Annotated in this window: 19 protein-coding genes and 1 pseudogene; 9 read left to right on the top strand and 11 right to left on the bottom strand. The window is 34.4% G+C overall.

What is annotated here, in order from left to right; genetic code table 11:
• Positions 1-56: 56 nt before the first annotated feature.
• Together UABHE_RS00570 and UABHE_RS00565 are read left to right on the top strand one after the other, a co-directional pair.
• Positions 57-1,334, top strand: a complete 1,278-nt coding sequence (locus tag UABHE_RS00570) for an efflux RND transporter periplasmic adaptor subunit (RefSeq protein ID WP_372368187.1) — start codon at positions 57-59, stop codon at positions 1,332-1,334.
• 18 nt (positions 1,335-1,352) lie between these two features.
• Positions 1,353-4,760: an efflux RND transporter permease subunit gene (locus UABHE_RS00565; protein WP_372368185.1), complete on the top strand. Its 3,408-nt coding sequence runs from the start codon at positions 1,353-1,355 to the stop codon at positions 4,758-4,760.
• Positions 4,761-4,816: 56 nt separating this feature from the next.
• Here UABHE_RS00565 and UABHE_RS00560 read toward each other — a convergent pair whose 3' ends face one another.
• Both UABHE_RS00560 and UABHE_RS00555 read right to left on the bottom strand, forming a co-directional pair.
• Positions 4,817-5,479 (bottom strand): hypothetical protein, encoded by a 663-nt coding sequence (locus tag UABHE_RS00560; RefSeq protein WP_372368183.1) that lies wholly within the window; start codon positions 5,477-5,479, stop codon positions 4,817-4,819.
• 24 nt (positions 5,480-5,503) lie between these two features.
• Positions 5,504-6,145, bottom strand: a complete 642-nt coding sequence (locus UABHE_RS00555) for an HD family hydrolase (protein WP_372368181.1) — start codon at positions 6,143-6,145, stop codon at positions 5,504-5,506.
• Between the two features lie 149 nt (positions 6,146-6,294).
• On the opposite strand from UABHE_RS00555, the gene UABHE_RS00550 reads away from it, so the two are divergent.
• Genes UABHE_RS00550 through UABHE_RS00525 form a run of 6 tightly spaced genes read left to right on the top strand, consistent with a single transcriptional unit; the run spans position 6,295 to position 13,356 of the window.
• Positions 6,295-8,976 (top strand): tetratricopeptide repeat protein, encoded by a 2,682-nt coding sequence (locus tag UABHE_RS00550; protein ID WP_372368180.1) that lies wholly within the window; start codon positions 6,295-6,297, stop codon positions 8,974-8,976.
• Positions 8,973-10,124: an aminotransferase class V-fold PLP-dependent enzyme gene (locus UABHE_RS00545; protein ID WP_372368179.1), complete on the top strand. Its 1,152-nt coding sequence runs from the start codon at positions 8,973-8,975 to the stop codon at positions 10,122-10,124. Before UABHE_RS00550 ends, UABHE_RS00545 begins: the two co-directional genes overlap by 4 nt.
• Position 10,125: 1 nt before the next feature.
• Positions 10,126-10,506 (top strand): zf-TFIIB domain-containing protein, encoded by a 381-nt coding sequence (locus tag UABHE_RS00540; protein WP_372368178.1) that lies wholly within the window; start codon positions 10,126-10,128, stop codon positions 10,504-10,506.
• Entirely contained in the window at positions 10,506-10,913 is a 408-nt protein-coding gene (locus tag UABHE_RS00535) for a type II toxin-antitoxin system death-on-curing family toxin (protein ID WP_372368177.1), read from the top strand. Before UABHE_RS00540 ends, UABHE_RS00535 begins: the two co-directional genes overlap by 1 nt.
• Positions 10,914-12,077 carry a hypothetical protein gene (locus UABHE_RS00530; RefSeq protein WP_372368175.1) on the top strand — a complete coding sequence of 388 codons (1,164 nt, stop codon included), beginning with the start codon at positions 10,914-10,916 and terminating at the stop codon, positions 12,075-12,077. It begins immediately after the preceding gene.
• Positions 12,064-13,356 (top strand): FHA domain-containing protein, encoded by a 1,293-nt coding sequence (locus tag UABHE_RS00525; RefSeq protein WP_372368172.1) that lies wholly within the window; start codon positions 12,064-12,066, stop codon positions 13,354-13,356. The genes UABHE_RS00530 and UABHE_RS00525 overlap by 14 nt, the downstream gene beginning before the upstream one ends.
• Before the next feature lie 41 nt (positions 13,357-13,397).
• On the opposite strand, the gene UABHE_RS00520 is transcribed toward UABHE_RS00525, so the two are convergent.
• The 9 genes and pseudogenes from UABHE_RS00520 to UABHE_RS00480 form a co-directional block, all read right to left on the bottom strand.
• Positions 13,398-13,916 carry a roadblock/LC7 domain-containing protein gene (locus tag UABHE_RS00520; protein WP_372368170.1) on the bottom strand — a complete coding sequence of 173 codons (519 nt, stop codon included), beginning with the start codon at positions 13,914-13,916 and terminating at the stop codon, positions 13,398-13,400.
• Between the two features lie 227 nt (positions 13,917-14,143).
• Positions 14,144-14,722, bottom strand: a pseudogene (locus UABHE_RS00515) (ATP/GTP-binding protein); the annotation flags it as partial.
• 20 nt (positions 14,723-14,742) lie between these two features.
• Complete coding sequence (locus UABHE_RS00510; protein WP_372368168.1) at positions 14,743-15,102, bottom strand: roadblock/LC7 domain-containing protein; 360 nt, start codon at positions 15,100-15,102, stop codon at positions 14,743-14,745.
• A 35-nt stretch (positions 15,103-15,137) separates the two neighbouring features.
• Entirely contained in the window at positions 15,138-16,226 is a 1,089-nt protein-coding gene (locus UABHE_RS00505; RefSeq protein ID WP_372368167.1) for a tetratricopeptide repeat protein, read from the bottom strand.
• Between the two features lie 390 nt (positions 16,227-16,616).
• Entirely contained in the window at positions 16,617-19,811 is a 3,195-nt protein-coding gene (locus tag UABHE_RS00500; protein ID WP_372368166.1) for a PQQ-binding-like beta-propeller repeat protein, read from the bottom strand.
• A 163-nt stretch (positions 19,812-19,974) separates the two neighbouring features.
• Complete coding sequence (locus UABHE_RS00495; protein ID WP_372368164.1) at positions 19,975-20,475, bottom strand: hypothetical protein; 501 nt, start codon at positions 20,473-20,475, stop codon at positions 19,975-19,977.
• Between the two features lie 340 nt (positions 20,476-20,815).
• Complete coding sequence (locus tag UABHE_RS00490; protein ID WP_372368163.1) at positions 20,816-22,279, bottom strand: serine/threonine-protein kinase; 1,464 nt, start codon at positions 22,277-22,279, stop codon at positions 20,816-20,818.
• Between the two features lies 1 nt (position 22,280).
• Entirely contained in the window at positions 22,281-22,646 is a 366-nt protein-coding gene (locus tag UABHE_RS00485; protein ID WP_372368162.1) for a response regulator, read from the bottom strand.
• Entirely contained in the window at positions 22,621-25,656 is a 3,036-nt protein-coding gene (locus tag UABHE_RS00480) for a response regulator (RefSeq protein ID WP_372368161.1), read from the bottom strand. The genes UABHE_RS00485 and UABHE_RS00480 overlap by 26 nt, the downstream gene beginning before the upstream one ends.
• Positions 25,657-26,199: 543 nt before the next feature.
• Here UABHE_RS00480 and lepB point away from each other — a divergent pair.
• Complete coding sequence (lepB, locus tag UABHE_RS00475) at positions 26,200-26,751, top strand: signal peptidase I (RefSeq protein ID WP_372368160.1); 552 nt, start codon at positions 26,200-26,202, stop codon at positions 26,749-26,751.
• Positions 26,752-26,763: the final 12 nt, after the last annotated feature.

Here is a 26,763-nt window from a genome sequence, read left to right as displayed (position 1 = left end):
GGTAATATACGGCTTTGTGCTGGGTTTTGTTCTTAAAATAGAGTTAGGAGCTTATAATGCAACGTTTTTTTTATATTTTGATTGTTATTATGTTTACTATGTTAGGGTGCGATAGTTCAGAAAGTACTGATACTCAAAATTCTTCAGCGAAAAAATCGCCTCGAAAGCAGTACTCTCCGCCACCAGTTCAGGTTGAAATAGGTAAAATTAGAGAAAAGAATCTTGAAGTTAAAGTCGATATTGTTGGTACAACAGTCGCCTTACGCAAAGCTGTTCTTTCTAATGCTACTGCAGGTAAGGTAGTAAAGATCCATTTAGAAGAAGGGATGAAAGTTAAAAAAGGGCAGGCACTCCTTCAAGTAGATACATATTCATGGCAAGCGAAAATTGCTGAAAAAAAAGCAGAGTGTTTGCGATGGGAAGCAGAAATCGAAAAGCTAAAAAATGGCTATATTGTCGAAGATGTCAATCGTTCAGAAGCTGTACTCCGTGAAAAAGAAGCAACATTGAAAAAATTTGAGGTTGAGAAAAATCGCAAACAAGATTTATTAAATCAAAACGGTATTGCTCGTTCTGAATGGGACGAAACGCGCTTTTCTTACGATGCAATGGCCGCTCAAGTGAGCCAGGCACGTGCAGAACTAAAAAAAATGAAGAACGGAAGTCGCTTCGAAGACGTAAAGATAGCATCCGCTCATCTAAAAACCGTACAAGCTCAACTTAGACAAGCGCAAGATAATTTTAAAAATACCACAATTACTGCTCCCTTTGATGGAGTAATTTCAAAAAAATACGTAGAAATAGGTGAGTGGTTATCTGCTGGAGCAACAATCGCAGATCTAGTTGACTTATCCAAAGTAAGGGTTCAAGTATCAATAGCAGAAAAATATATTTCTCTTGTTCGCCTTAAAATGAAAGCCAAAGTTAAACTAGACGCATTTCCTGGATTTGAAACTTGGGGAACCGTTTCAGCGATTATTCCAAGAACAGAAGGACTGGCGCGTAATTTTCCAGTAGATCTTGTTATAGATAATCCTCAAGGGAACATCTATGAGGGAATGTTCTGTCGTGTGGAAGGGATACTCCGCGAAGACAAAGGAGTGTTAATGGTCCATCGCGACTCTTTTATCCATCAGCAAGGAAAAATAACTGTTGCCCAAGTCACAAAAGAACATTTAGTTAACATGGTAGAGGTAGTTCTTGGAGTTCGCGAAGGCGAATGGTTTGAAATAGTTTCAAGCTCTAGCCCTTTAAAAAATGATGATATGGTCGTTATTACTAATAATAACAATATATACCCAGGTGCCAAAGTCATTATTACCAAAGGACTATAACTTTTAGGAAAATAATAAATGAAAATAGCGCAAGTCGCTGTAGATCGTCCAATAACAACAATTGTAGGCGTACTACTTATTGCACTTTTCGGTGGAGTGGCGTTAGTTACTTTGCCAATCCAAATGAAACCAACGGTAGATAAACCAATTATTCGTATTCAAACTTTGTATCCAGGTGCAGCGCCCGTTGAAGTAGAACAACAAATTACCGATGTTTTTGAAGAAAAAGTAAACTCAATTCAGGGTTTAACCAAATTAACTTCTACATCTGCTGAGTCAAACTCCAATATATCCTTGGAATTTGATTGGGGAACAGACCGCGATGCACGTTTTTTGGATGTTATTGAAAAGGTTAATCAGATTAGCGAGCTTCCACAAGAAGCGGAAAAGCCAGTGATTTCAGCAGTTTCCTCTGTAGACGAAGATCGTATTATGTGGTTAATGGTTTCCAGCGATATACTGAATGTCGATGAGATCACTACATTTGCAAAAAACGAAATTAAAGATGCTTTAGGTAAAGTAGATGGTGTTGGTAATGTAGGTGTATTTGGTGGTCGCGAACGAGAAATCACAGTCAATTTAGATCCAAAATCAATGATTTCGCGCGGAATCACTATTGATAAAATACGCAACTCTATTTCTCTTGAAAATCGCAATGTTCGCGGTGGTTTTATCGATGAAGGTAAAATGCGCTATACCTTGCGTACTGTCGGGCAATTTTCAAAGATATCTGACATTGAAAATATTGTGTTATCTCGCTCTAAAAATGGAACAGTGTACTTGCGTGATGTCGCTTATGTAGAAGACGGTTTTGAACCATTAAATTCGACCGTGCGCGGTCTTGGAATGCGCCCAGAAATTGCTATTGGTATTTCGCGTAAGATCGGTGCAAACGTAGTAGATACAATCGATCGGATTAAGGTTAAAATTGACGAACTAAACCAAAGATTTAGCGCAATGAACTATAAAGGAAAAAGCGCTTCCCTAGGTTTAAAACCAGCATATGACGAATCTGAATATATTTGGGAATCGATGAGCTTTGTTTCTCAAAACCTTTTATCTGGCGCAATACTAGCAGCAGCGGTTTTGATTTTTTTTCTAAAAAGTTTACGTTCCGTGCTCATTGTATCGGTGATGATTCCCGTGTGTTTTATTTCTAATTTTATTTTTCTTAGTTTACTTGGACGCACTATTAATATTATTTCACTCGCAGGAATTGCCTTTGCTGTTGGAATGACTCTCGACAATGCGATTGTTGTTATTGAAAACATCTACCGCCACCTAGAAATGGGAAAAACATTACGCAAATCGTGTCTACTAGGAATCCAAGAAGTTTGGGGAGCGATTCTAGCATCAACATTAACAACAATGGCTGTATTTTTGCCAATACTATATATAAAAGAAGAGGCAGGAGAACTTTTTAAAGACATTGCACTAGCTATTTCATGTAGTGTTGCCGTTTCACTGCTGTTATCATTTACCTTAGTTGTCATGATGTCAGCACGTTTAATGAGAAAAAGTTCACCGATGAAATTAACTCGTTACTTCTTTTTACCAAGCGATTATATCGGCCGTGCCATTGGCTTTATATTTGAATTTTGCGCAAAAGTTGTAACAGGACAATATTTAAATAAGATACCTTTTGGAAGAAATGTTTTTTCGCAAATAGCTTTCAAAAGCATTCTCGTTCTTGTTATTGTAATCCCCATTTTTATTATCACCTTGATGTATGTGCCTCCTCTTGAATACTTACCTACTGGTAATCGCAACATGATTATTATTATATATAAAGTTCCTCCAGGAACCAATGCCGCGAAGAAATCGCAAATTTCAGCGGCAATGGAGAGAAAGATAGAGAATATTCTCTTTGATCCGAGTAAAGGCTATAGCAAAGATAACATTATTATTAAAAGATTAGTGGCGATTACATCTGCGCAATTTAATATTATGATCACCGTATTTAAAGATAAATACGCGCGTATTCCCGTCGAAAAATTACCAATGACCATGAATCCAATGACGCAAAAACCATTTCTTTCATCAATGGATTATTTAGCTGCACGACTAACCATGTCGACATTTGGAACCCCAGGAACAGAATATGCATTTGCTATTCGTCCAGGGTTATTCGGACGCTTTGCAAGTAAAGGTTTTACTGTAGAAGTGCGCGGACCAGAAATTGAAAAACTACAACAGCTTGCTGATAAAGTCCAAAAACAAATAGATACGATGGGAAAAAGTGCCGGCTATGGCCGTGTTACACGTGATTTTGAAGTTGGTTTACCTGAAATCCGTATCAATATAGACCGTGAACGAGCTTCTGAAATAGGCTTAAAAGCTTTTGAAGTTGCAAGTGTTATTGAAACATTTGTTGCGGGGAAAAAAACGGGAAAATTTCGCGATGGTTCCGATGAAATTGATATAGTTGTTAAGGTTCCTAGCTATATAATTGACGATATAGAGCAACTCAAGTTTGCGCAATTTTTTGTCGAAGGAGTGGGATCAACGAACCTCGATAGTGTAACTGACATATACACAACAAACGGACCAACGCAAATTTTACACAGCGAACGCAGCCGAGCAATTACTCTCAGCATCAATCTCGATGAAACAAAACCTCTACAAGAAGCTATTCTCGAAGTACGCAATAAAATTATTGATCCAATGCTTAAAGAACTTCCAGGAGAATACAATATTGAAGTATCAGGTTCCGCCTCTGATTTAGAACGAACAATAAACGCCCTAAAACCAAACTTTATACTATCAATTGTCATTATTTATTTACTCTTGTGCAGCTTGTTCGAATCATTTTTCTATCCTATTATTATCATGTTCTCCGTTCCTCTGGCTATTTCTGGTGGTATCTTTGCAGTAATATGGAATCAGGTTCCTTTTGACTTACTAACAGTGCTAGGATTTTTCATTCTCGGGGGTATTGTTGTCAATAACGCCATTTTGGTAGTCCATCAAGCCTTGAATTTTATCAATGAAGGTTATGATCCTCAACAGGCAATTAGTGAAAGTGTAAGAACGCGTTTACGCCCGGCTTTTATGAGCACCATAACCACTGTTTTTGGATTAATTCCGATGTGCATAAAAGGCGCTCCGGGCTCTGAGTTATACAGTGGCTTAGCAACTGCAATTGCAGGTGGGTTAGTGTTTTCTACTTTTTTAACTCTAGTTCTTGTTCCTGCAATTCAATCGCTACTTATTGATTGTCAGCATGTCGTAAAAATGACTTGGGAGGTAATGACTAATTTCATAAAATCTAAGCCTGACACTAATCAATCCGACACCAATATTATCTCTGATAATTCTCAATCTGACGCCAACGTTATCACTGATAATTCTCAATCTGACGCCAACGTTATCACTGATAATTCTGAGTCTGACACCAATTATGATCAACCCAACGATACAGAGTGAGACCGCACTCTTACTCTAATTTAGGCACCGGCTTTTGTTAAAAGCTGGGGCCTTCTCTATTGTTCTTCAATGTCCCGAGAGAGAGTGATGACAACAACTAGGTTTTGAATAAGAAGAAGTACAACAAAAACTATCGCAATAATTGAAATAAATCGCCGAGAAGAAGTTCCAAAAAGTATTAAGTATAAGCGAGGATTTGTTTTACTGATTATATTTCCATCAATAGAGAATTTATAAGTAATCCCACCAAGAGTTTTTATTGTTAAAATTTGAGTCATTTTATCATATGATGTTAAGTCTCTCCATACAAGGTGACCCGCTGAGTATTCTACTTTGTTGTCATCATAAACTAAACTCTTAACAGAATATTCCTTTATTACTATTCCTCTTTTATAAAATGCCACTCCTAACTCATCGAAAGACCTTGCCCATGGCCCCAGCCTAATAATATATTGCCCGTCATTAGAAATGCCTGTCACTGAGGCATACCAATTTATTGTCCATAGTGGTTTTACAGAACCATTATTTTTATACGCACCTGACGATGGGTAGATTTTGTGTTTATCAGATTCAGTATAGTTGCTATTTTTTAACCCAGAGCACCTCATCACAAAAAGGTATTTATTATTTTCACTTTTTATATCATAGGAATAAGGTCTCGTTTCTGAATCACTAAAAGCAAAAACCGTAAAATACATCAGTAGGAATATAACTCTCATTTCTTAGCACCTTTTAAACTTTACTTACTCCCCTTCGGTCTCTTCAATTTCTTTAAAGGTATCTTTTAGTTTATCTGTGAGTAATTTCCAGAGTTTATCAATAAAAGGATCTATACCTAAAGCACGCTCAGAATAAAGAATCGTAAAATCGAGATGCTTTTTAAACATGCGTCCATCTGTCCACGATAAGATTTGTAATAGTGCCTCTATTTTGTCTAAAGCTTTCACTACTTTAGCTTCAAAAGAATTTTTTTCTTCACATTCCAGCCAAAGATCGTAAAATACTTGCCCGTCTTCTCCAAGTGGAAGAAATATTTTTTCTGCGGCTTGGCATTCGCGCTTAAAACGTTCTTTGGCAATCTTTTCGTTAAAAGAGTGCGAATCATCACCTGTCCCTGACTCGCCAAGAGGACTAGCATCACCTGCTATGATTTCAGGAATGTCGTGGACAAGAGCCATTTTTAGTGCTTTGTCAATATTTAGCTTTTGGTGTAGTTTTTTTTCTACTACAATTACAAGCAGTGCCAAGCGCCAACTATGATCGGCGACGGATTCATATCTTTGGGGAAATGGATAGTCACGCCAATAGACAAATCCTTTATAACGCTCTAGCTTTTTCAAGCCTTCTGCGATAGTTAAAAAATCAAAAATTTCTTGCAAATTCATCTTGGGCCTCTTATCGCTAAGTGTTAGAATAATTTATGGTGTATATTAAATTTAGGTAATTTAAGCAGAACATACTATTTAAGTTCAAAATATGTTTGAAGATACACTCAAGTATATCATATTTTCTACAACTCAGGATGATATTTTACATGGATAACACAAATATAGATGAGCTGAGCGGCATTCTTCCTCTTAACACCAGAGTTGGAAATTATGTAATCCAAGGAGTTATCGGTTCTGGTGGCATGAGTGTTGTATATCGCGCCTATGACCAAAGGCTTAAGCGCACCGTTGCGTTAAAAATCATCAATAAAACCCAAGATAGTTTTGAAAAATTAGCCGATGAAGCTCAGACAATGGCTTTACTAGATCATCCAAATATTGTGCGTATTTACGATGTGGGAACTGTGCCTTGTTTTTATTTTGCAATGGAATTTGTCGAAGGTATCACTTTAAGACAATGGCTCCATCAAAACAACAATTATTCTATTAAACATTTAGCTCCTATTTTACTACAACTTGCCGCAGCAATCGAAACTATACACGCGAAAAACATTATTCACCAAGATATAAAACCTTCTAATGTTTTGATTTCGCGAAATAATGTACTAAAACTAATGGATTTTGGCATTTCTCGAGCAGCTCCACGTATGTCTGGAGATAAAGAAAAAGAAATTCCGGCAATGGGAACACCAAAATACATGGCTCCTGAACAAATATCGGGAAAACCTAGCTACAAAAGTGATATCTACGCCTTTGGAGCAACATTATACGAAGTGATTTGTGGTAAACCTCCTTTTCAGGGGAAATCTTATAATATAATGGTTGATATTCTGACAAAGGAACCAATGGCACCTTCAATTTTAAATTCGCAAGTGTCATCTGAAATTGAAGCTATTTGCTTGAAGTGCTTACATAAAAAGCCGCAAAATCGTTATGTTAGTGCAAAACAATTGATACGCGACATAAAAAGCGCACAATCTCATCAGAAAATATTGGCTAAAAAATATACTGTTTTTCAAGCAGCAAAAACATTTGCTAAACGTAATCTATTTATGGTTACATTTGTTAGCGGACTTATTGTTCTATTAGTAAGTTTTTGCTTTTATTTGATACAACAAGAAAAAAAAGCAAGATTGTATGCTGAAAAGGCAGATCAACAAGAAAAAAACGCAAGGCTTTATGCTGAAAAAATTTTAGCACTGAAGAATGAAGCAGATAAAGTAAGCCAAGCTACTGTTAAAATTTTATATAAAGTTTTTGAAAGGCACACATATTTTCAAAAAAATCCTCACTTCTTACAACCTTTACGAAATGCTCTAAACCAAATTCCTTTTGTAGAAAAAAAATATCCAGATTTATACATGATCATTGCTGGTTTTAGTTCGAAAGAGCAAAATGTAAAAAAAAGCTTACAATTACTAGAAAAAAAGATAAAAAATAATCCTAGCAATGCTTTTTTATATAATACAAGAGGAAATATTTATCTCGATAACAACATGCTATTAAAAGCTGAAAACGATTTTAAAACTGCTATTAGGTTGGGTCCCAAAGATGTTCGTGGTTATAGCAACTTAGCAAATCTAATGAAAAAGCAAAAAAGAAATAAGGAAGCAGAAAAGCTTTATCAGAAACTAATAGAACTAAATCCTAATAATCCCATTATTTATTATAATCGTGGGATTTTTTTTTCTACTATGGGAAATATTCCTAAAGCCATTAAAGACTATCAAAAAGCGATAGAGATAGATCCTCAATATTCACAAGCTTATCATAACTTAGGATTTGGTTATTATCGCTTAGGAAAATTTAATAACGCTATAAAAAACTATACGAAAGCTATTGCCTTAGACAAACAAAACTCTTTATTCTTTTTCAATCGTGCCAGAGTATATGCTGAAAGAGAAGACTTTGAAAAGGCGGTCATTGGTTTTAAAAAAGCCACAAATTTACAACTACTTTTACCGAAAGCTGTAAAAGTTGATAATTATCTCATGAAGTGCTACAGTAATTTAGCGGCTACTTATATGAAGTTGAGGCAGTTTGATAAAGCAATTGAAAACTGTAGTGAAGGTTTAAAACAAGATAGTGAATACGCACAGCTTTTTCATATTCGCGGAATCTCTTTATTTAAGAAAAAAGATTATCGCAAAACTATTGTTGATCTCGAAAGAGCTTTAAGTTTACAGTCAAAACTACGAAAAAACATTGTACTTGAATGTTACAATACTCTTGTAATTTCTTATAATAATATAGCGATTACTTATACTAGCTACCAGCAATTTGATAAAGCTATAGCTAGTTACACAAAAGCTATTTCACTCAATAATAAAAAATGGATGTTATTTTATAATCGTGCGAAAGTGTACATAAAGAAAAAAAATTATGCAAAAGCGCTCATCGATTTAGAAAAAGCTCTAACATTCGATTTGCACCCGGAGCAATCTATCAAAACCAAGAAATACCTTGAAGTTTGTTATAAGAAACAAGGCCTTTATTACACAAGTGTAAGCCAGTTTGATAAAGCTATAGCTAGTTACACAAAAGCTATTTCATTCAATAATAAAAACTGGGTTATTTTTTATAATCGCGCTGTCGCATACATCAAGAAAAAAAGCAATAAACAAGCTGTCATTGATTTAGAAAAAGCAAATAAACTGTCTCCAAATCAAACACTTGTCAATTTTCACCTTGGTCAGATATACTATATGCAGAAACATATATCTAAGGCAAAAAAGTGCTTGCAAATTGCCCTGAAGAAAGGTGATTTACTTAAAGAATATATACCTTTAGCAAAATCTATACTAAAAAAGATCGGAAACAAAGAATGACTTTGCCTTGCCAAAAAGAATTTTTCGAAATACCTGAAGATATTATTTATTTAAACTGTTCCTACTTATCTCCTCTTTTCTCAGCGGTTAAAGAAGCGGGAGTCAAAGGAATTATGCGCAAATCGCAACCTTGGGAAATAAAACCCCACGATTTTTTTGAACAAAGTAAAGAAGTAAAACAACTTTTTGCAAAGGTGACAAACACTTCGGCACAGAATATTGCGATAATTCCTTCTGTTAGTTACGGAATTGGAATTGCAGCTAAAAATCTTCGCGTATCTATGCAACAAAACATTATTATTCTCGAAGAGCAATTTCCATCGAACGTTTATCCGTGGAAAGAGCTTGCCAAAAAAAATAGTGCACAAGTTATTACTGTAGCCCGTCCACAAAACCACGACTGGACGCAGGCGATTCTAGATACGATTAATAAAGATACAGCAGTTGTGGCTTTATCTCATTGCCACTGGACAGACGGTTCAATCATTGATTTAAAAATTATTGGCAAAGTATGTCGCGACAAGAATATTCCTTTGGTGATTGACGCAACCCAATCACTTGGTATCTTAGATATCAATATCAAAGATGTACAACCTGCGTTTGTTATTGCAGCGGGTTATAAATGGCTTTTAGGTCCATATAGTCTTGCTTTTATGTATGTAGCTCCTGAGTACCACGACTGTTCGCCTCTTGAAAATAATTGGATGAATCGCAAGGGCAGTGAAAATTTTGCGCAACTCGTGGATTATACAAATGAATATGCTATCGGCGCGCAACGATTTGATATGGGAGAACGTAGCAATTTTATTTTGTTGCCCATGGCAATAGCTGCTTTGGAACAAATACTTAAATGGGGGATAGAAAATATACAAAGTAATGTGGAGTCGTTGGTTAATAGAATAATTCACTTTGTCGAGAAATTTGACTTGCCAGAGAAACACGGCTTTGAAATTCTTCCACAAAATTTACGCTGTAGTCATATTCTTGGACTTCGTTTTGAAAATTCTTTACCAGCAGATTTTGGAAAAAAAATGGTTGAACGAAAAGTATACGTTAGTATACGCAGTAATGTAATTCGCATTTCTCCTTATATTTATAATAATGAGTTGGATTGCGAAAGATTCGCTAATGTTTTAAGTGAGATATAAAATGCGTCATTGTCCTGTTTGTAAAATAGAGTTAAATGAAATTGATTTTCATGGCCAAACAGTTGATCGCTGTAACAAATGTTTGGGGATTTATTTTGACAGCGGAGAACTTGAATCTGTCATTCATTTAGTAGAACTTTTCTGCAAAGTAAGTTTAAAAGAGCAAGAGATTGATACAATTAGTGAGTATGAAAAAAATAAGCAACTTTATTGTCCAGCCGATAATGAGATAATGAAAAAGCGAGAAGTTGCTGGTGAAATCATAGATATTTGCACCAAGTGCCAAGGAATTTGGTTAGACAACGGTGAATTGTTAGCCTTAAAATCAGCAGAAAAACATATTAAACAAAATTTGAATCTCTATATTCGATTGGGGAGTTAATGTCCAAAAAATATATTAATAAACGTATGGTTATTGCCATTAATAAACTATCAATAGAATTAGCAGGAGGAACCGCCCACGAAGACAATATTCGTGCAGGAATGTCCTTAGGGTTTATTGAGAATATACATACAAATAATTTATTTGGGCAAAAGATCTATCCTGATATTTTCTCTCAAGCCGCGGCTTATATGTTTTACATAATCAAAAACCATGTATTTCATGATGGTAACAAGAGAACAGGTTTAGCCACGGCAATTACATTACTTAATTGGAACAACATTCATTTTGGTACCTTCCAAGAAGATAAGGTATTTGATTTTGTAATCGCTGTTGCTGCAGGAAGTGGTGATGCTCAAAATAACATTCACAAAATAGCAAAGTGGCTTAAAGAGATGAGTTACTAAATGCATACTTCTGAAATCAAATTTTTGCAAAGCGATGAAGGGCAAAAATTATTAAAGCTAGCGCAATCATACACCAATATAAACGCAAGGCTTCAGGCTTTACGTAAGATAACAAATGCAGATTCATCAGCGCTTGTGTCCTTACAAACAGAGCTGCGTTTCAAGGCTAAAGTAAAGTTTGGGCACTACTCTAACATGCTATTTGATCGCGAAGGTTTAGAGCAATCTACATCTGAGACTGTCGCACGCTATATAAGCAGTCGTTACAAGTCTTTTAATGTTGTTGGCGATTTAACATGTGGTATTGGTGGAGATGCGATTTATCTTTCCGAGGTTGCCAATTTAATTGTGATGGACAAATTTTTGCACAAAGTAATGATGTGTGCTCATAATTTGAGAATATATAATAGAAAACACACAGCTATTGCTGCGGACTGTACTAGTTGGTTTCCTAAAGCTGATGCTTACTTTATCGACCCTTCTCGTCGACATAGTGGTCAAAGATGGTTTCATCTTGAAGATTACCAACCTGGTATTGATACTATGAAAAAACTGCTTAATGCAACTAATTTTTTAGGGATCAAAGTTTCTCCAGGGTTAAATTACCAAAACCTAAAGATACCTTGCGAAATAGAGGTTATTTCATTAAACGGAGAGTGTAAAGAGATAATGTTATGGTGCGGGGATTTTGCAACAACAAAACGCCGAGCAACTTTACTACCTGAGAATATATCTATTGAATACTCTGATACTCAAGATGCATCTGTACGACCGCTTGGAGAATTCATTTACGAAGTTCAAAAAGCAGCACTGCGTGCAGGTTTAGTTCAAGTTATAGCGCATAATCATAATTTACATTTGTTAGATAAAAGACTTTCCTATTTGACAGGAGACATTTTAGTAAAAAGCCCGTGGTTACAACCATACAAAGTAAAGTCAATTATGAAATTCAGTGAGAAGAAAGTGAAATCGTATATCCGCAAGGAAAAACTCGACAATATTATGGTTAAATGTCGAGGGTTTTCAGGAGAGTCTGTTGGATGGCAAAAGCGTTTGCAAATAAAAAAAAGTAAAAGAGTATCACCTTTAACGACTATTTTTTTAACAAGAATAAATCAGCAGCCTTATACCATTTTTACGGAAAAAATTTATGCTACAGTATAAGATACTAATAAAATGCATTAAAGGAGTAGACCAAGGCCGTGAATGGCGGTTTACTATAAAGAACGATACTGTGGTTATTGGTCGCTTGCGTGGATGTCATCTAGTTGTTAATGATGACAAAGTATCGCAAAGTCACTGCTTAATACAAGTTCAAAACAATGATTTATCGATTATTGATATGGGAAGCTCTTTTGGGACTTTAGTAAACGAAAATCAATTGCAAGGCATACAAACTCTACAGAATGGCGATAACGTAAACCTTGGTGATAGCACCTTGAACCTTAAAATTCTTTCACCAGACCCTCAAGAAAAACTAAAACCTCGACGCTTTTCGCAAAAAAATGACGAAGCTCTTGTTGAAGAATTTCTTGCTCCTCATAACAGAATTTCAACTGATTATCAGTCAAATACTTCTATCACTAATTTGGATATAATTGAAGAAACGAATTTGGAGATATCTACAAGTTGTATTTTTTGTAAAAACGAAGAACATACTTTTCCAATCGGTGAATACTGCGTATGGAACTCTTGCAAAAATTGCAAAGACTTTACTCATTTTATAAAAGTAGTTTTAGCTGAGAATTATCAAATAATCGGCTACCCTATACAAATAGATTTTTGCGGTATACTTGTACTCGCCATCGATTTATCAAAGCAAAAGAAAGTATACTTATACATATACAAGCAAAACTATTCTCAAGATAATCTATTACAACAAAATGTAATGTCTCCGACTCATTTCCTAAAAACAGATAGTTATACTTACGGAGAAATTCCATATACTCCTGGAGAATTCTTGACTGTTAAGTTGTTTAATGACCTAAGTTCTTTACAAAAAACAAAGTTAATTATTCAAATAGCAGAAGCTTTCGAATATTCATCTCAAAAGTGGGGTGTTCATAAAAATATAACTCTTAATTCTATTTATATTAGAGTTGATGGAAAACCACTAATTTATGGTCATGGAATATTACCAAATAAGTTTACACATGACAATTTAATAACACGCTTTCAATCACCAAAAATGATTGAAAAAAAAGAAACGACAACTCGCACAGATATATGGAGTTTTGCAGCAGTGTTATTGTTTTTACAAACGGGGAAATATCTATATGAAAGTACACCAAATAAGAAAGCATGTGTTGAAAATTTTTGCGGAGAGTTACAGGAAGGAACACCTTTTTGGTCTTTTTTTGCAAGTATTTTTGTTAAAAATAATTATTGCAAGTGGGCCGATGTTATCGATGCCCTCAAAATAAGCGTATTATTACTACATTAATTTGGTCTTACCACTCCACAAAGTAGAGTGGCGTGATAAGACTAGTCTGGTCCAAAAATATTGTCTAATAATTCATCTGCAGCGTCACCAAGTTTAGAAATTCCTTCAACCATTTCCTGGTCTGGACTTTCCTTACGGTTTTCTGAATCTGCAAATATTTTTTCAAGTCTTTTGGATATTTTTTCACTGATCAATTTTACTAGACCCAACTGAGTTCTGTCATCAAAAATAACTGCAAGAAGAGTACGATCTCCAACAAGATTAACTTGTATACTATCTTTCTTGCCTTTATGAAAAAGGACAGAAAACTCTTCTTCTCCCAGTAATCTTGCCCATTCTCTTGTTGCGGCAAATGTACCAGCAAGTAGAGTACATACAGTGTCTAGTTCATATGCTTGAGTTTCTCCATGATGAGTAATCAAGTGTCCTTCTTTGTCAATAAGAATGCAACATTTAGCCTGGCATTGTTTTAGAAACATTTGAAGAACTTTGTCAATCAGATCGACATCTTCTTTGTAAAAAATTAATCTGTTTAATTTTAGATTTTGGCTATCACTCATTTAGCATACCCCAACTTAGTAACATCTAACTATTCTGGCCTTTTATCAAAATTTGGACTTTTGAATTTTTTTTCAAATTTTTTGAATATAGGTTTCTTTTTACTTTGGTTGTTAAAACCAGCTATCGGTTTCTTTTCTTCTGTCTTAGCTATAGGTGTTGGATTTGTCCGTTTTTGAAGTGGAGGAGGACTTGAGGTAAGAGTTTGTTGCCCTGCTTTTTCCACTTTTTTACTAACAGCTGATAACACCATGGTAGCACAAGCTTTCAGAGTTGGAAATACCCCTTCTCCTGTAGGAGCTACTGCTGGTACAGTTGGGACACCTAGGTAATTCACTTCACGTTCAAGGTCAGCGATTTCCAATACGTTTGGCATATCGCGTTTATTCCACTGTATAACTAAAGGAATTTCTCGAATATCAATTCCATACTCAGCTAAATTTTCCTCTAAATTCTTTAGAGATTCAATATTTTCTTGAATTTTCTTTTCTTGGCTGTCAGCTACAAAAATTACACCGTCAGCTCCTTGAAGAACTAACTTTCTTGTAGAGTTATAAAATGGCTGCCCTGGTACAGTAAACAAGCGTAGTTTCGTATTCATTCCTGCAACTTTTCCTAACTCAATAGGCATAAAGTCAAAGAATAGAGTACGGTCTTGCTCTGTGGATATACAAGTAAGATCACCTCTGCTTTTTCCAGGAGTTTTTTGGTGAACTACTTCCAGGTTTGTTGTTTTCCCTGACAACCCAGGACCATAATATACAATTTTACAGTTTACTTCTCTTCGGAAAAAATTAAACTGGACCATATCCAGCCTTCCCCCATATATCATTTTTTCATTAGTAAATTTTTGATTCTTATAGCAGCTCCATCTATTGCTAGAATGGTTAAATCTATGTTGATATTTTTATCTGTTACTGCTAATAGTATAGCAGGCGCTGGATCTAAATCAACAAAAACCATTCTTCCATGTGCTGCCATTAAAACAATACGATCAAACTTAGATTGATTTAGTAGTTGGAGTGCTCTTTTGGTGGAGCGGATAGTACTTGATGCCATAGCAGCAACAATGTCTCCATCTAACTCTTTACCTAGCTCGGTAACAGCAGGTAAACCATCTTGTTCGACAATCATACTTCCCTTTACACCAACTTCTTGATTGAGTTGCTGCAAAATTTTTTGCATCATAAAACACTATCCTCAATTTACCAAACAAAATGCAACTAACTACCATGAAGTATTGGAATTTTAGATATAAACTTTTGTAATTCTTGGTACACACTTTTACTTCGACTTTCAGATGATCCAAAAGCAGTATACATTATGTTATCTGCGGTCATCATTTGAATACATCCAAACGGGCCTGAAACTTCACTTCGTTGAAATTTACCTATATCCATATGTCTTGTAGAGTTTTGTACATTTTGATATATACATGAAGAAACTTCATAGTAAATACTAAAATCTACATTTTCTCGTGCGTAATGGGCTATAAGAGTACCTTCTTCATCACAAACAAGAAGACAGAGTATATCGGTAACTGAATGCAGTGAATCTAAAGCATTTTGAAATATATCAGGAGAGAGAATCATTTCTCTCTTTTGATTACGTCCGCCATCTAAGCAACAAAACAGAGTTCTGTCTTGTTCTACAGTAGCAAGAAGAAGATCAACATCTTCTATGCCAGGTTTTTCTAGAGTAGATATGACAGAGGTCAAATTTCTTATGTTTTCATCTTCAGGAGCAAATCTTAAAATGTCGCGTAGTTTTTGGTCTGCTTTTTTTAAAGCACCTATTTGTATGTACAACCTGGCTAAAACTATTAACGCCTTGTAATTTTGAGGATTGATTTCGACGGATTTTTCTAAATGCTCACGAGCAAGAACACCATCTTTTTCAAAAAAATCTTTGTAGAATCTTTCTAAACGAATCTGGCCAACTATAAAGTGAGGAATATCATCTTTATCATTTGTTTCAATAGCTTTTAAACACAAAGAAAGAGATTCTTCTTCTTCACCTAATTCTTTATATATCTCTGCTAGTTGCACAAATGCTACAGAATTTGATCCTTTAGATATTAGCTTTTTTAAACGATCAATTTCTGGCCGCCATTTATTCTTTGCCATAGTCACATAGAGTTCTGAAACTTCTTTTGACCTTGGAAATTTTTGTTTCGCTTGCTCTACATACTCCCACGCTTTTGTTACATCACCTTTTGTTTGTAATGATCTGATTAATGTACAATAGTTTTCAACTGTTGGAGATTCTTTTACAGTGTCTTCTAAACTTTTTTTCCAACCCCAAAATTGCATAATACAAAAAACCTTAAACATAAATTTAGATTTAATGAGAATTGTATGTTTTGCGAATACTGCCAAATGTTCTTTTCGCCATACTAACAAATATTATAGAGAGTGTCAACAATACATAATTATACTCTATATTTTTATATGAAGTCCTTTTAAATAAGGCAATTGCGACAGCATATAGATATGTTTCTAGCAGACTTATGTTAGAATATTTCGCTACATTCCACTGTTATTTTAGGACTGTAGGTTTTTTTGTTTAGGGACACATCCTACTAAACTTGTATACAAGTTAATTACAAGAATAAATCTAGCCTGATCTATTATACATTGCTTACTGATAAAATGTAAAGTTAATTTTGTTTTGATATTGTCTTTCTAGACATGTCCCTGTTCTTAATTATTCGAAAAAGCATAAATTGTTTTATATGAACCTACAAATAGCTTATCTCTAGCAAGAGTAAGTGGCGACGTAATTTTTTGTTCTAGTCTTTCTGTTGTTTCAATAGAGTACTGCCAAATTTCAGAACCGGTTTTAGAGTCAATAGCGTAAATCACCCCATTTTTGCACGCGATGTATAAAACACCTTTTTTATTTAATACAGCAGAATGTTCAAATTCATCTTTGGCTCTTATCGGGCGCCATAACATTCTTCCTCTATGTGATACACCGTAAATATAAAAGGCTGATGTTCCAAAAAAGACACCATGGGCATTGACTACTGGCTTACCTGCAACTCGGCCCTTAATTCTCGAGTTCCATACATTCTTTCCTGTATTCTTGTTTATTGCAAATAAAACATTACTACCGCCTAGATATAAACGCGAACGATACACGCTAGGAATAGAATCGGACGATTGATCTATTCTTTTTCGCCATTTCTCAGCGCCGTTTGTGGTATTAAATGAATAAATATTACTATTTTTAGCATGAACGAACAGGCTATCTCCTGCCACTTCTGAAAATAATTTACGCGACGATTGTAATACTTTTTTCCATTTAGGCTTCCAATTATTTGTTCGTTTTTTAATTAGCGGCATCGCGTAAACCGTTCCATTCTCAGTGCTAAAAAAAGCTAACTTTTTCTTTTTATCAAGAGTTACTGGAGCAGAAATGAGGGAATTACTTGGTAGAGAATATGTAGCAAATAAATATTTATCCTTTATTGCGTACAATTTATAGTTATTACCAGCCAAGTATAAGACTCCGCTGTAAAATGCAGGGGAAGAGCTAAAAGAAGTTAAAGAATTTGGCTTAAAAGGTTGCCAACTTTCACTTGGAGTTTTGTTCAGAGATTTAAGAACATAGATATTATCATCTCTTGCTGCTATATACAACTTGTCATTACCAAAACACGGTGTTGCCTCGATTATACCATTTATCCTGTATTTCCACAGAATTTCTTTTTTAAATGAAATTCTTATTTCTGACTTACGCAAAGGATATACTTTCCCTTCGCTACTTTTTTTGGATTCGTTTGAACGACTATCAAAAGCATTATAAAAAAGGTAAGGCGCATAACCTTCTGTTTCTAACTTTAGTTTTTGGAAACGAGGGGAAATAAGTAAGATGCTGTTTTCAACATTAACCGATTTTCCATCTACCCAAACTTTAGCCATTTTAGAATCAAAATTAATTAATTTTATCGGGTACTTAATTGCATTTCTTTGTGGATGAAGCTGATAATCTGGTCTTGTCCATATTTTTTGATACAACTCAATCGCCTCAGAGTATTTATTCTCTGACTCATACTGTTGCGCTAACTTAATATCGCGATCAAAATCAGCTAAACGAACAGCTATATCTTTACTTAAGTCCCTAACTGCCTTCGCTGTATCTTGTTGTATATTAACATTTAGTTTGAGAATTCCAGATAAAATTTCGCGACTTTCTAATAGATTACCACTTTGCTTTGCAACAATGGCATTTTCAAAGTCTTTACCTATTTTCTTTAAAAGTATTTCTTCTTTGTTCTCAATCTTTTTCAAAAGCACATCTTTTTCTAGTTGATCAAATATTTTGCTACTAGAAACTAATCCTTGCGCATTTTTCAACATGTTTTTAGCAATCAAATCATTAATTTGCATATCAAGCTGTCTTTTACTTTGCTGTTGTTGTTGCAAAAAATCGTTTACGTAGTATGCTCCACCAACTAATATCCCCAAAAACAAAGAAATAATTAACAACTTCCCCATATTATTTTTTTGCCGCTTCTGCTTTACATTTAAGCGATCAAATTTTTGCTGTATATCTTTACGCCTAGGGTCTAAACGAAGGATTTTTTGGTATGTTGCTTGTAGCTCAATGGGATTATTGTTTTCTTCGTATACACGCACTACTTTTTCATATTCTAAGAGAGCAGCGTCTTTTTCTCCCAAATCTAAATATATATTGATAAGCTCACTATGTAAAGACACATCCCCAGGGGATAGTTTTGTCAAATTTTCTAAAACTTGTTTCGCTTTTTGATCTTGGCGTTGCATCCTAAAAATTTGAAACAAGTTTCGACCATCTTCTAGAGGAGCATACCCTATCATTTCTGGGTCAACATTAGAATTAACAACCATATCAAGTAGATGAAAGCGGGCCTCTACACCTTCAACAGCATCTTTTTTTAGATCGCTATATCTTTTTAAATAAAAAGCTCCCTGAATGCGAAAATTAGGATCGTCAGATGAAATAAAATTACTAGCAATTTGTTCGTAGAGCTCTTCTAAAACACTAACATTTCCAGCTGACTCATTTATATGTATAAGTGCTTCGCAAGCGTCATTATTGTATGGATCACGTCTTAGTAATAAACGATAACACTTCTCTGCGTTCATTATATTGTCTTGCTGTTCTAGATCCTGCGCATATGTCTGCAATTCCTCGTTGTTCAAAAAGCGTAAACTATTCTCTTGGTACAATGTTGCGAGTATTTTTGCTGAATCAAATTCGGACAAATACGAAAAAGCAACAATTTCCTGAAAATTTTTATAACTTGCAAGATGCCATATGTTTCCTAGCGGCTCGTTAATAGCCGACATCTCCTCAGGAATACCTTGTTCAACAGCATGAACTAAAATTTCGTGTTTGTCAGGTATAACAGAATCAATTTCTTTATTCTCATCTAAACGTCTTGTTGCATCCAGTAATATTGTTTCTGCTTCAAATAGCTTTCCAACAGGACTTCCTTGGTCACCAGGTTTTTGATCAACAAATTCAAAATAACCTTCTGTCCAAGAAAACAAATAACAAATTTCATCATAGTAAATAGTGTTTAAAAAATTCAAAATAGTGTCACTATCTACTATTTCTTCCAAAGTACCTAGTGGATCTTCGCTTTCAATAATAAGTTGGTACTGCTCTACCGATATATTACTTGAATAGTATAATTTTTCTGGGATATAACTTAATTTCTCTTGTGGCAGTGTTACTAAACCAACTAAATCGCCTTGAAAATATAGAACTACTTCACTATTATGATCTTTTAGTGTTAGCCAACCGTATCTGTTTTTTGTTCCTAGTGTTTCAAAGATTTCTGCAAGTCCTATGCTTCCCAATTCTCCTAAGAGTTTAGCCTGAAGACTTTCGTTATTTTCTGACATACTTAAGCTCTCAAATAAAAAATGTGCTATTGTGTATTCGATTTTTACGATTATGCTGTATTTTTATTTTATGTTGTAGATGAAACAGAATTTATTGTTGGTAAAGTATACCTTAGTCAATGAAATTGTTGCGACAAAATGATGGAATAGTAATCACTACTTTTTAAGAGCGCACAAACAGTTCTTCTACAGCAGGTATCAATTGATGAAAAGAATTAGCAACCGCTTTTTGTAAAGCTTTATTTCCATCTTCTGCTGAGCCGAAACCATAGATCTTTAAAGTCTTTAATTTTCTCATTTTTGTATCAAAGATTTCAATTTTAAGAAAAACGCGAATATCAATTACTAAACCTGATATAGGAAATATAGAAGTATCCAAACTTGTAACGTGTATATTTGTTTCTGCGCGATCTTTTTGAAGCTCATTTTCAAAAAGATTTCGTAAACTAAACTCGTACTGTTTAGTGATAGCATCTTTTAAATGTATGTTATATTTATATAGACCTAAATTGTCTTGGTATTTAGGCGGAGAAAAGACTTTCAAGTTTACATTTCCTGGTAGTTTTTTTTCAACAGAAATTTTTTGTGGTTCTTGCAAGCGATACTCTCTTGTTCCACCACAGCCATACAAAAAAAGAATGAAAAAAATAAATAAGTATTTCACAATGTTTCTTCCCATTAAGTTTTATATTTAGATAAAAATTACAATTGTCTAGAGTGTCTACATAAAAAAATAAAACAATATCTTGAATTTGTCAAGAATACATATTGAAACACTTGTTTAAAGTATTTTTAGATATCAATATTTAAGGCTCTAGTAGGTTTTTGGGATGGGAGTACCATAAGTTTTCTACTTATTTGTAGCGTATATAAAAATCTGTATAATTTGCACCAAATCGATCCTGCTATTAACCAGATCGAAATCGTATTTTGAATTAGCACAAACTGTAACCGAAAACTTATAGGTACTTTTTAAGCAGTTAATATCGATTTTTTAACAACTATTAGAACAAATCTCCAAGAAATAATTTTTGCTGTTGTTGTAGTATTTCATCTGGCAAAACATTATCATAAAGCAGCACTTTATACATATCAACGTAACTATCTGATTGTTTTTGCAAAACAATTTCAACCTCTTCGTGACTCATTAGTCCTTCGCGTATTGCAATTTCACCAAAATACCGGCCGTTACTTTTTTGTAGTTGTAAGATGATATCGACATCTTCATCATTAAGAAACTCTAACTCTATACAAATTTGTCCTACTTTACGGTTGAGAGTTGCTTGTAGTAACTTTGCATGATCGGCTTGTTCTGTTGTAAGCATTCCTTGGTCAACAAGATGTTTTAAAAAACCTTGGTCTTTGGTCGCAAAAGTTTCAATCATTATCGAATTCGTCACCAAATTACTTTTAGGAGACAACGGCGCTGGATTATTTTTTGTCGATTTTTCTGCAACCACCGGAGGTTTATCTCGTCTTTGAGTTCTACGATCAGAATTATCTTTTGCTACAGGAGAAATGCGCCTTTGGGTCTTACTAATCGTACGCTTAGAACTCGTAGAGGAAAACATCCCTGTAAAACCACGTTTTTTCAGGCGAAAATTGTTGTAGATTTCTTTTGCATCTAGTTTCCCTGTAGACATAACATTTTTACTAATAAAAAAGGCCTCGATATCTCCGATGACTTCTTCGTAACTCTGGTAGCGTTTCTCTGGCTCTTTACGCAGCATTTTTGCAATGATAAAACATACTTCGTCTTCAATATCAGGATTAAAGTTTCGCGGTGAATCAACTTTTTCAAAACGGTGTTTATAAATCATATCGGCAATTGTATCAGCAGCAAAAGGCATATGTTGCGTTAACATTTGATACAAAGAGGCTCCTAGCGAATATATATCAGCGCGAAAATCTACGCGCTTTCCCACAGCTTGTTCTGGACTCATATATCCCGGTGAACCTAAAATCATCCCTGTCTTTGTTAAATCCATTTTGCCATCAGTCCGTTTTGATAAACCAAAGTCAGTAATTTTTACATTATTTTTTAGATTAATAAGTATATTTGCAGGTTTAATATCCCTGTGAATAATATTGCCTTTCAACGCTGTATTAAGACCTTCACACAATTGTAAGGTAATTTTTAAAGCCAGCTCTTGAGGCATCATACCTTTTTCTTTTATGTAGTGGTCTAAAGAAGTACCCTCTACATACTCCATTGCAATGTATGCAAAATTATTTTGGGACCCTACAGCATAAACAGCTGTAATATTTGGATGATGTAGAGATGCAGCAATTCTCGCTTCGCGCATGAATCTCTCGAATTGCTCACCTGAGTTTGATGGATGTTTTGTCATAACTTTAATTGCCACTTGCCGAACTAAAGAGTTTTGTTGTGCTAAATACACCTGCCCCATACTCCCAGCACCAAGTAACTTTAAAATTGTAAAATCATCAAATGTTCGATGGATCATATTACTGTGCCTCAAAAAACCTTTTGATCCTAAATGTCAATAATTCTTCATCTAGAGTTTTACATATGTAACCGTTAGCGCCGACATTTTCTACTTTTTCTTCTAGGTCTTCTGCGTCCATGGCAGAAAAAAGAACCACAGGTATCTCTTCCGATTGTTTACACATCTTCAACATCTGTGTCATTTTATCTCCTCGTAAAATAGGCATATTCACATCCATCAGAATAAGATCTATTTCCTGGGAAGTAATACAACGATTTACATCACTAAGATTTGTTGCCGTGTGTATTTCGTAAAGACCTTCAAGTATTGCTGGTACAAGAAATAATACATCCTCTGAGTCATCTACCAACAAAATCTTTTTCATCGTACATCCTTTTTATTTGGTTAATAATTATATTTTTTTTGACTTGGGTCGCAAATGTTTCCGTACTGATCGGTTTAACAATAAAATCACAGCACCCAGCTTCGATGGCTCGCTTGCGAAATTCATCCATGGCAAAAGCACTACAAGCAATAACCGGAATATGAGCAATTTTTGGAGATTTTTTAATAACGCGAGTAGCTTCAAAGCCATCCATACCAGGCATTGCTAAGTCCATTACCACGAAATCTGGAAGATATTTTTCGCACATTTCGATACCTTGCTTTGCAGACGAAGCTTGATAAACAGTGTAACCAGCATCTTGACATATTTCAGAAGCCAAATGCAGATTCATACTATTATCATCAATAATAAGAGCAGTATTTATATGGATAGTTTCAACATCGTTAACCGCTGTGTATACATTTTTCTTTAGGTCTTCAACATTTCCTTTTTCCAAAAGTAGAAAAGAGCCCTTTTTTAAACGCTCTTGTTGTTCTGAAGACAAGTGTTGGTCTGTTGCGATTACAATAGGAATACTTCGCCATTTTTCAGTGTTTCGCAAGCTATCAAATAATTTAAAGCTATTTTCTGCTGGCAACAGTAAATCTAAAAAGCACAGCGCTGGATTTTGATTACTACCCAAATAATCAAGAGCTTCAACAGCACTTGTGGCAATTACGGCTTTGTATCCTAAATTTTCTAGTGTATCTTTATATACTTGATGACAGTTGTCATCGCAGTCAACAATCAATATCTCACCACTGTTATTTTTACCAATACGCAGTAGTATATTAATGAGTTGTTCTTCTGATATTGGTTTTGATATGTGATCTACTTTTCCCCAACTCTTGATAGAGTTATTGTTACTACTACACATAATTACTGGAAATTTATTTACATTGTCATTATTTTTTATGTACATCAAGTTCTCAAAACCAACATAGTCTGGTTCAACAATAATAGCCCATAACTTATTTGTGTTAGTTTTCATTGACAACATTTCAACATCTTTAATCTCTCTTATTATCATTGGTAGGTCATCAAGAAGCTCTTTTAAAGTGTTAAATGTGTCATGTTTTGTTATACAACCAATCCATACATCTTGCATCATAACATCTTTTTGACTAATAGCCAATTCTTGTTTTTTTTCATTAGAAATATTTGTAGAATCTCTAATCATAATTGATGAAGTAGAGCTATTTACTTGTTTTTTTTCGTTAGAAATATTTGTAGCATCTCTCATAATTGACGAAGTAGAACTATTTACTTGTTTTTTTTCATTATCAGTACTTTTAGCATCTTTAACAAGAGACGAAGGAGGGCTGTTTTCTTGTTCTGCATTTAAAACTTGAAGAGCATTGTCACTTTTGGTTTCGAATACCTCTTTAAAAGGCTTTATGTCTAACTGCGATGATGTTGTTGATGTTGTTAGTAGTACACTATCTTCTTCTCCAAAAAACCGCAAAGGTACCATAAGCCAGAATGTACTTCCTTTGTCAATTTCACTATGAACACCAATCTCTATACCTAACATGTCGCATAGCTTTTTAGCTATTGCCAATCCTAACCCTGAACCACTAAAAGATTTCTTTGTCGAACTATCTCCTTGTGTAAATACCTCGAAAACCTTAGTAATATTTTCCTTGGGAATACCGCAACCTGTGTCTTCTATTTCTATATATACTGATTCTTTACTTTTCATAAATGAAGCACGTATTCTTATTTCACCTTCTGTAGTAAATTTTGCTGAATTATTCAACAAATTCCGTAGGATTTGTTCTACTTTAGCGCGATCACTTTTTACTTGAGGAATGTTTGAAAACAACTCTGTTTTTACTTCAACAGGCCTATTTGTAAGCATACTTTTAGCAGTAATTGCACAATCCTGTATAACTTCGCTAAGGTTAATCATCTTAGGCGAAATTCTTACTTTGCCTGTTTCTATTTTAGAAAAATCAAGTATATCATTAATTAAATGCAAAAGTGTTTTTGCAGCTTGTGTTGCAAATTGCAAGTTTTGCAAATGACGCTCTTCTACTTTATTTTTTAGTGCCTTTTGCGTAACAGTTGTATACCCGATCATTGCGTTCAAAGGTGTGCGTAATTCGTGGCTCATGTTTGCAAGGAATTCGCTTTTGTGTTTAAGAGCATGAGCTAAATCTTTATTTTTTAATTGTATAACCTTAGTATTATCATCAATTCTTTTACGATGATTTTCTAACATTCGTGACATATGATTAAATGCTTGTACCAGTTCTGCAAACTCATCCCACGATTCAATTTTAATATCACAAGTAAAGTTTTCTTTTGCCACTTGTTTCGTACCATTTTTAAGCAAATTAATTGGATTAATAATACCTTTATACAAAAAAAGTGCGAGTATACACGCAATAGCCATAGCTAAAAGAGATCCTAATGCACTATAAACAATACTTTTGTTAACTCGCTTATCTGCCTCAGTATTCCCTTTAAAAAAGCTGTCTATATTTGCTTTTGTTACTTGACTTACTAAAACTTGAAAATTACTCTCTAGAAGTTGTAGATTGTTGCGGAGAAGAAAAAAATTTGCGGAATTCCCACGTTCCGATATTATTTGTAAACATATTGCAAATATTTTTTCTCCTTCTTGGGAAATTTTTAAACAAATATCTTTTTGTTGATCACTGCTCACTAAATTTTGTAAATTTTGCGACCATTTGATAAATTTTTTATTTGTTTTGTAAATAGAATTTATTTTTTGCTGTTGTTTTTTATGCTCGCTGCTCACTGTAACTTGGTTTTTTTTTTTGATAGCTTCTTCTATAATAACAATGTTAAATGTATCTTTTATTACTGAAAATATATAGGTATTTATTTGATTTAAAGCAGACATCTGCGCTGAAGTTTTTGTTGCAATTTGTTTAAATTTTATTGCTGTCTGCTGTTGGTTGTAGATATTTATATAGCCTATACTCAATAGCAATAAAACAACAGACAGAAAACTATAAACAAGTTTAAATTTGATCGACATACCTTTTCCTCTGTAACCTACAAAATTTTAGCTCAACAACGTTTTAGAATTCCCAACTAAGGCGTTCTATTTCTAGAAACTGTTTCGATTTGAAAATTGCTATCATAAAAAAATCTACAAAATTCATTTTTTGTTTTTTTTACAGATATTTAAATTATACAGGATTTTTACAACTCAGTAAAGAAAACTCATTATTTATTACTGAGTAAGCTAATTTTTTAACAAACGCTTGAAAATATCACAATAAGCTGTAACAATGATGTATCGAAGTACTTCATGGTGGAAGTTACTACACCAAACGATTCGTACTACAATCTCAATACACTAGACACCTTAAGGCGGCCAACATTTTGTGTAAAAAAAGATATCTTAGGAAGTAACAAGGTTTCGCAACACAATTGAAAAGTAACATAGTCACTTTCTAAAAAGTCAAATTATAAGAGAGATCAACACCGGCACGCTTTAATAAACTAACAGTAAAACATTTTCTACTTTCAGAAGGGAGTTCGAAGCGAAAATAAGTAATAACGCTTCGTAAAATATATGAAAGAAGGTCAAAGAAAAAAAGAAATAATGCTTTATGTACAAATAGCAGTCGTTTTTATTGTAACAAACACCGCTATTATACTATGGAGCTCTTACGATTGGCTTGGTATCCCAGCAAAGCATTCGCAGATGTCACCTTCTTATGAAGAGTTTGCAGTTCATATAGCAAGTTCAGTAAGTGCCGGTCAACATTTAGACTATGTTGACTCGTTAGAATACGGTGATGTTGTTTATTACGTGTTCGAAAGTGTCTTCGTAAAAAGTGATAAAGAAAATCTCTTCTTTTCGAGAGTTGTTGGTTTACCCGGAGATACAATAGGTATACAGGACGGAAAATTAATTCGTAATGGAAGCCTTGTTGATCAATCGTATATTCCTCAACCAAATTTGAGCGATGAAAATCTTCCTGAAGTTCTTATTCCTCGCGATCATGTATACTTACTAAATGATAAAAGAAACATTGTCGGAAAGTATTTCTTCCTGAGCGACAGTCGTCATCTAGGCCCAATATCAATGTTTGTAATAAAGGGTGTTCTAGGGCGAGATTAATATCTTTAAAGG

It is taken from the genome of Candidatus Uabimicrobium helgolandensis (assembly GCF_041508025.1).
In the GTDB taxonomy this organism is placed as follows: Bacteria; Planctomycetota; Uabimicrobiia; order Uabimicrobiales; family Uabimicrobiaceae; genus Uabimicrobium; species Uabimicrobium helgolandensis.
Note: the sequence above shows the minus strand (reverse complement) of the source record. Positions and strands in the feature narration are given on the sequence as shown.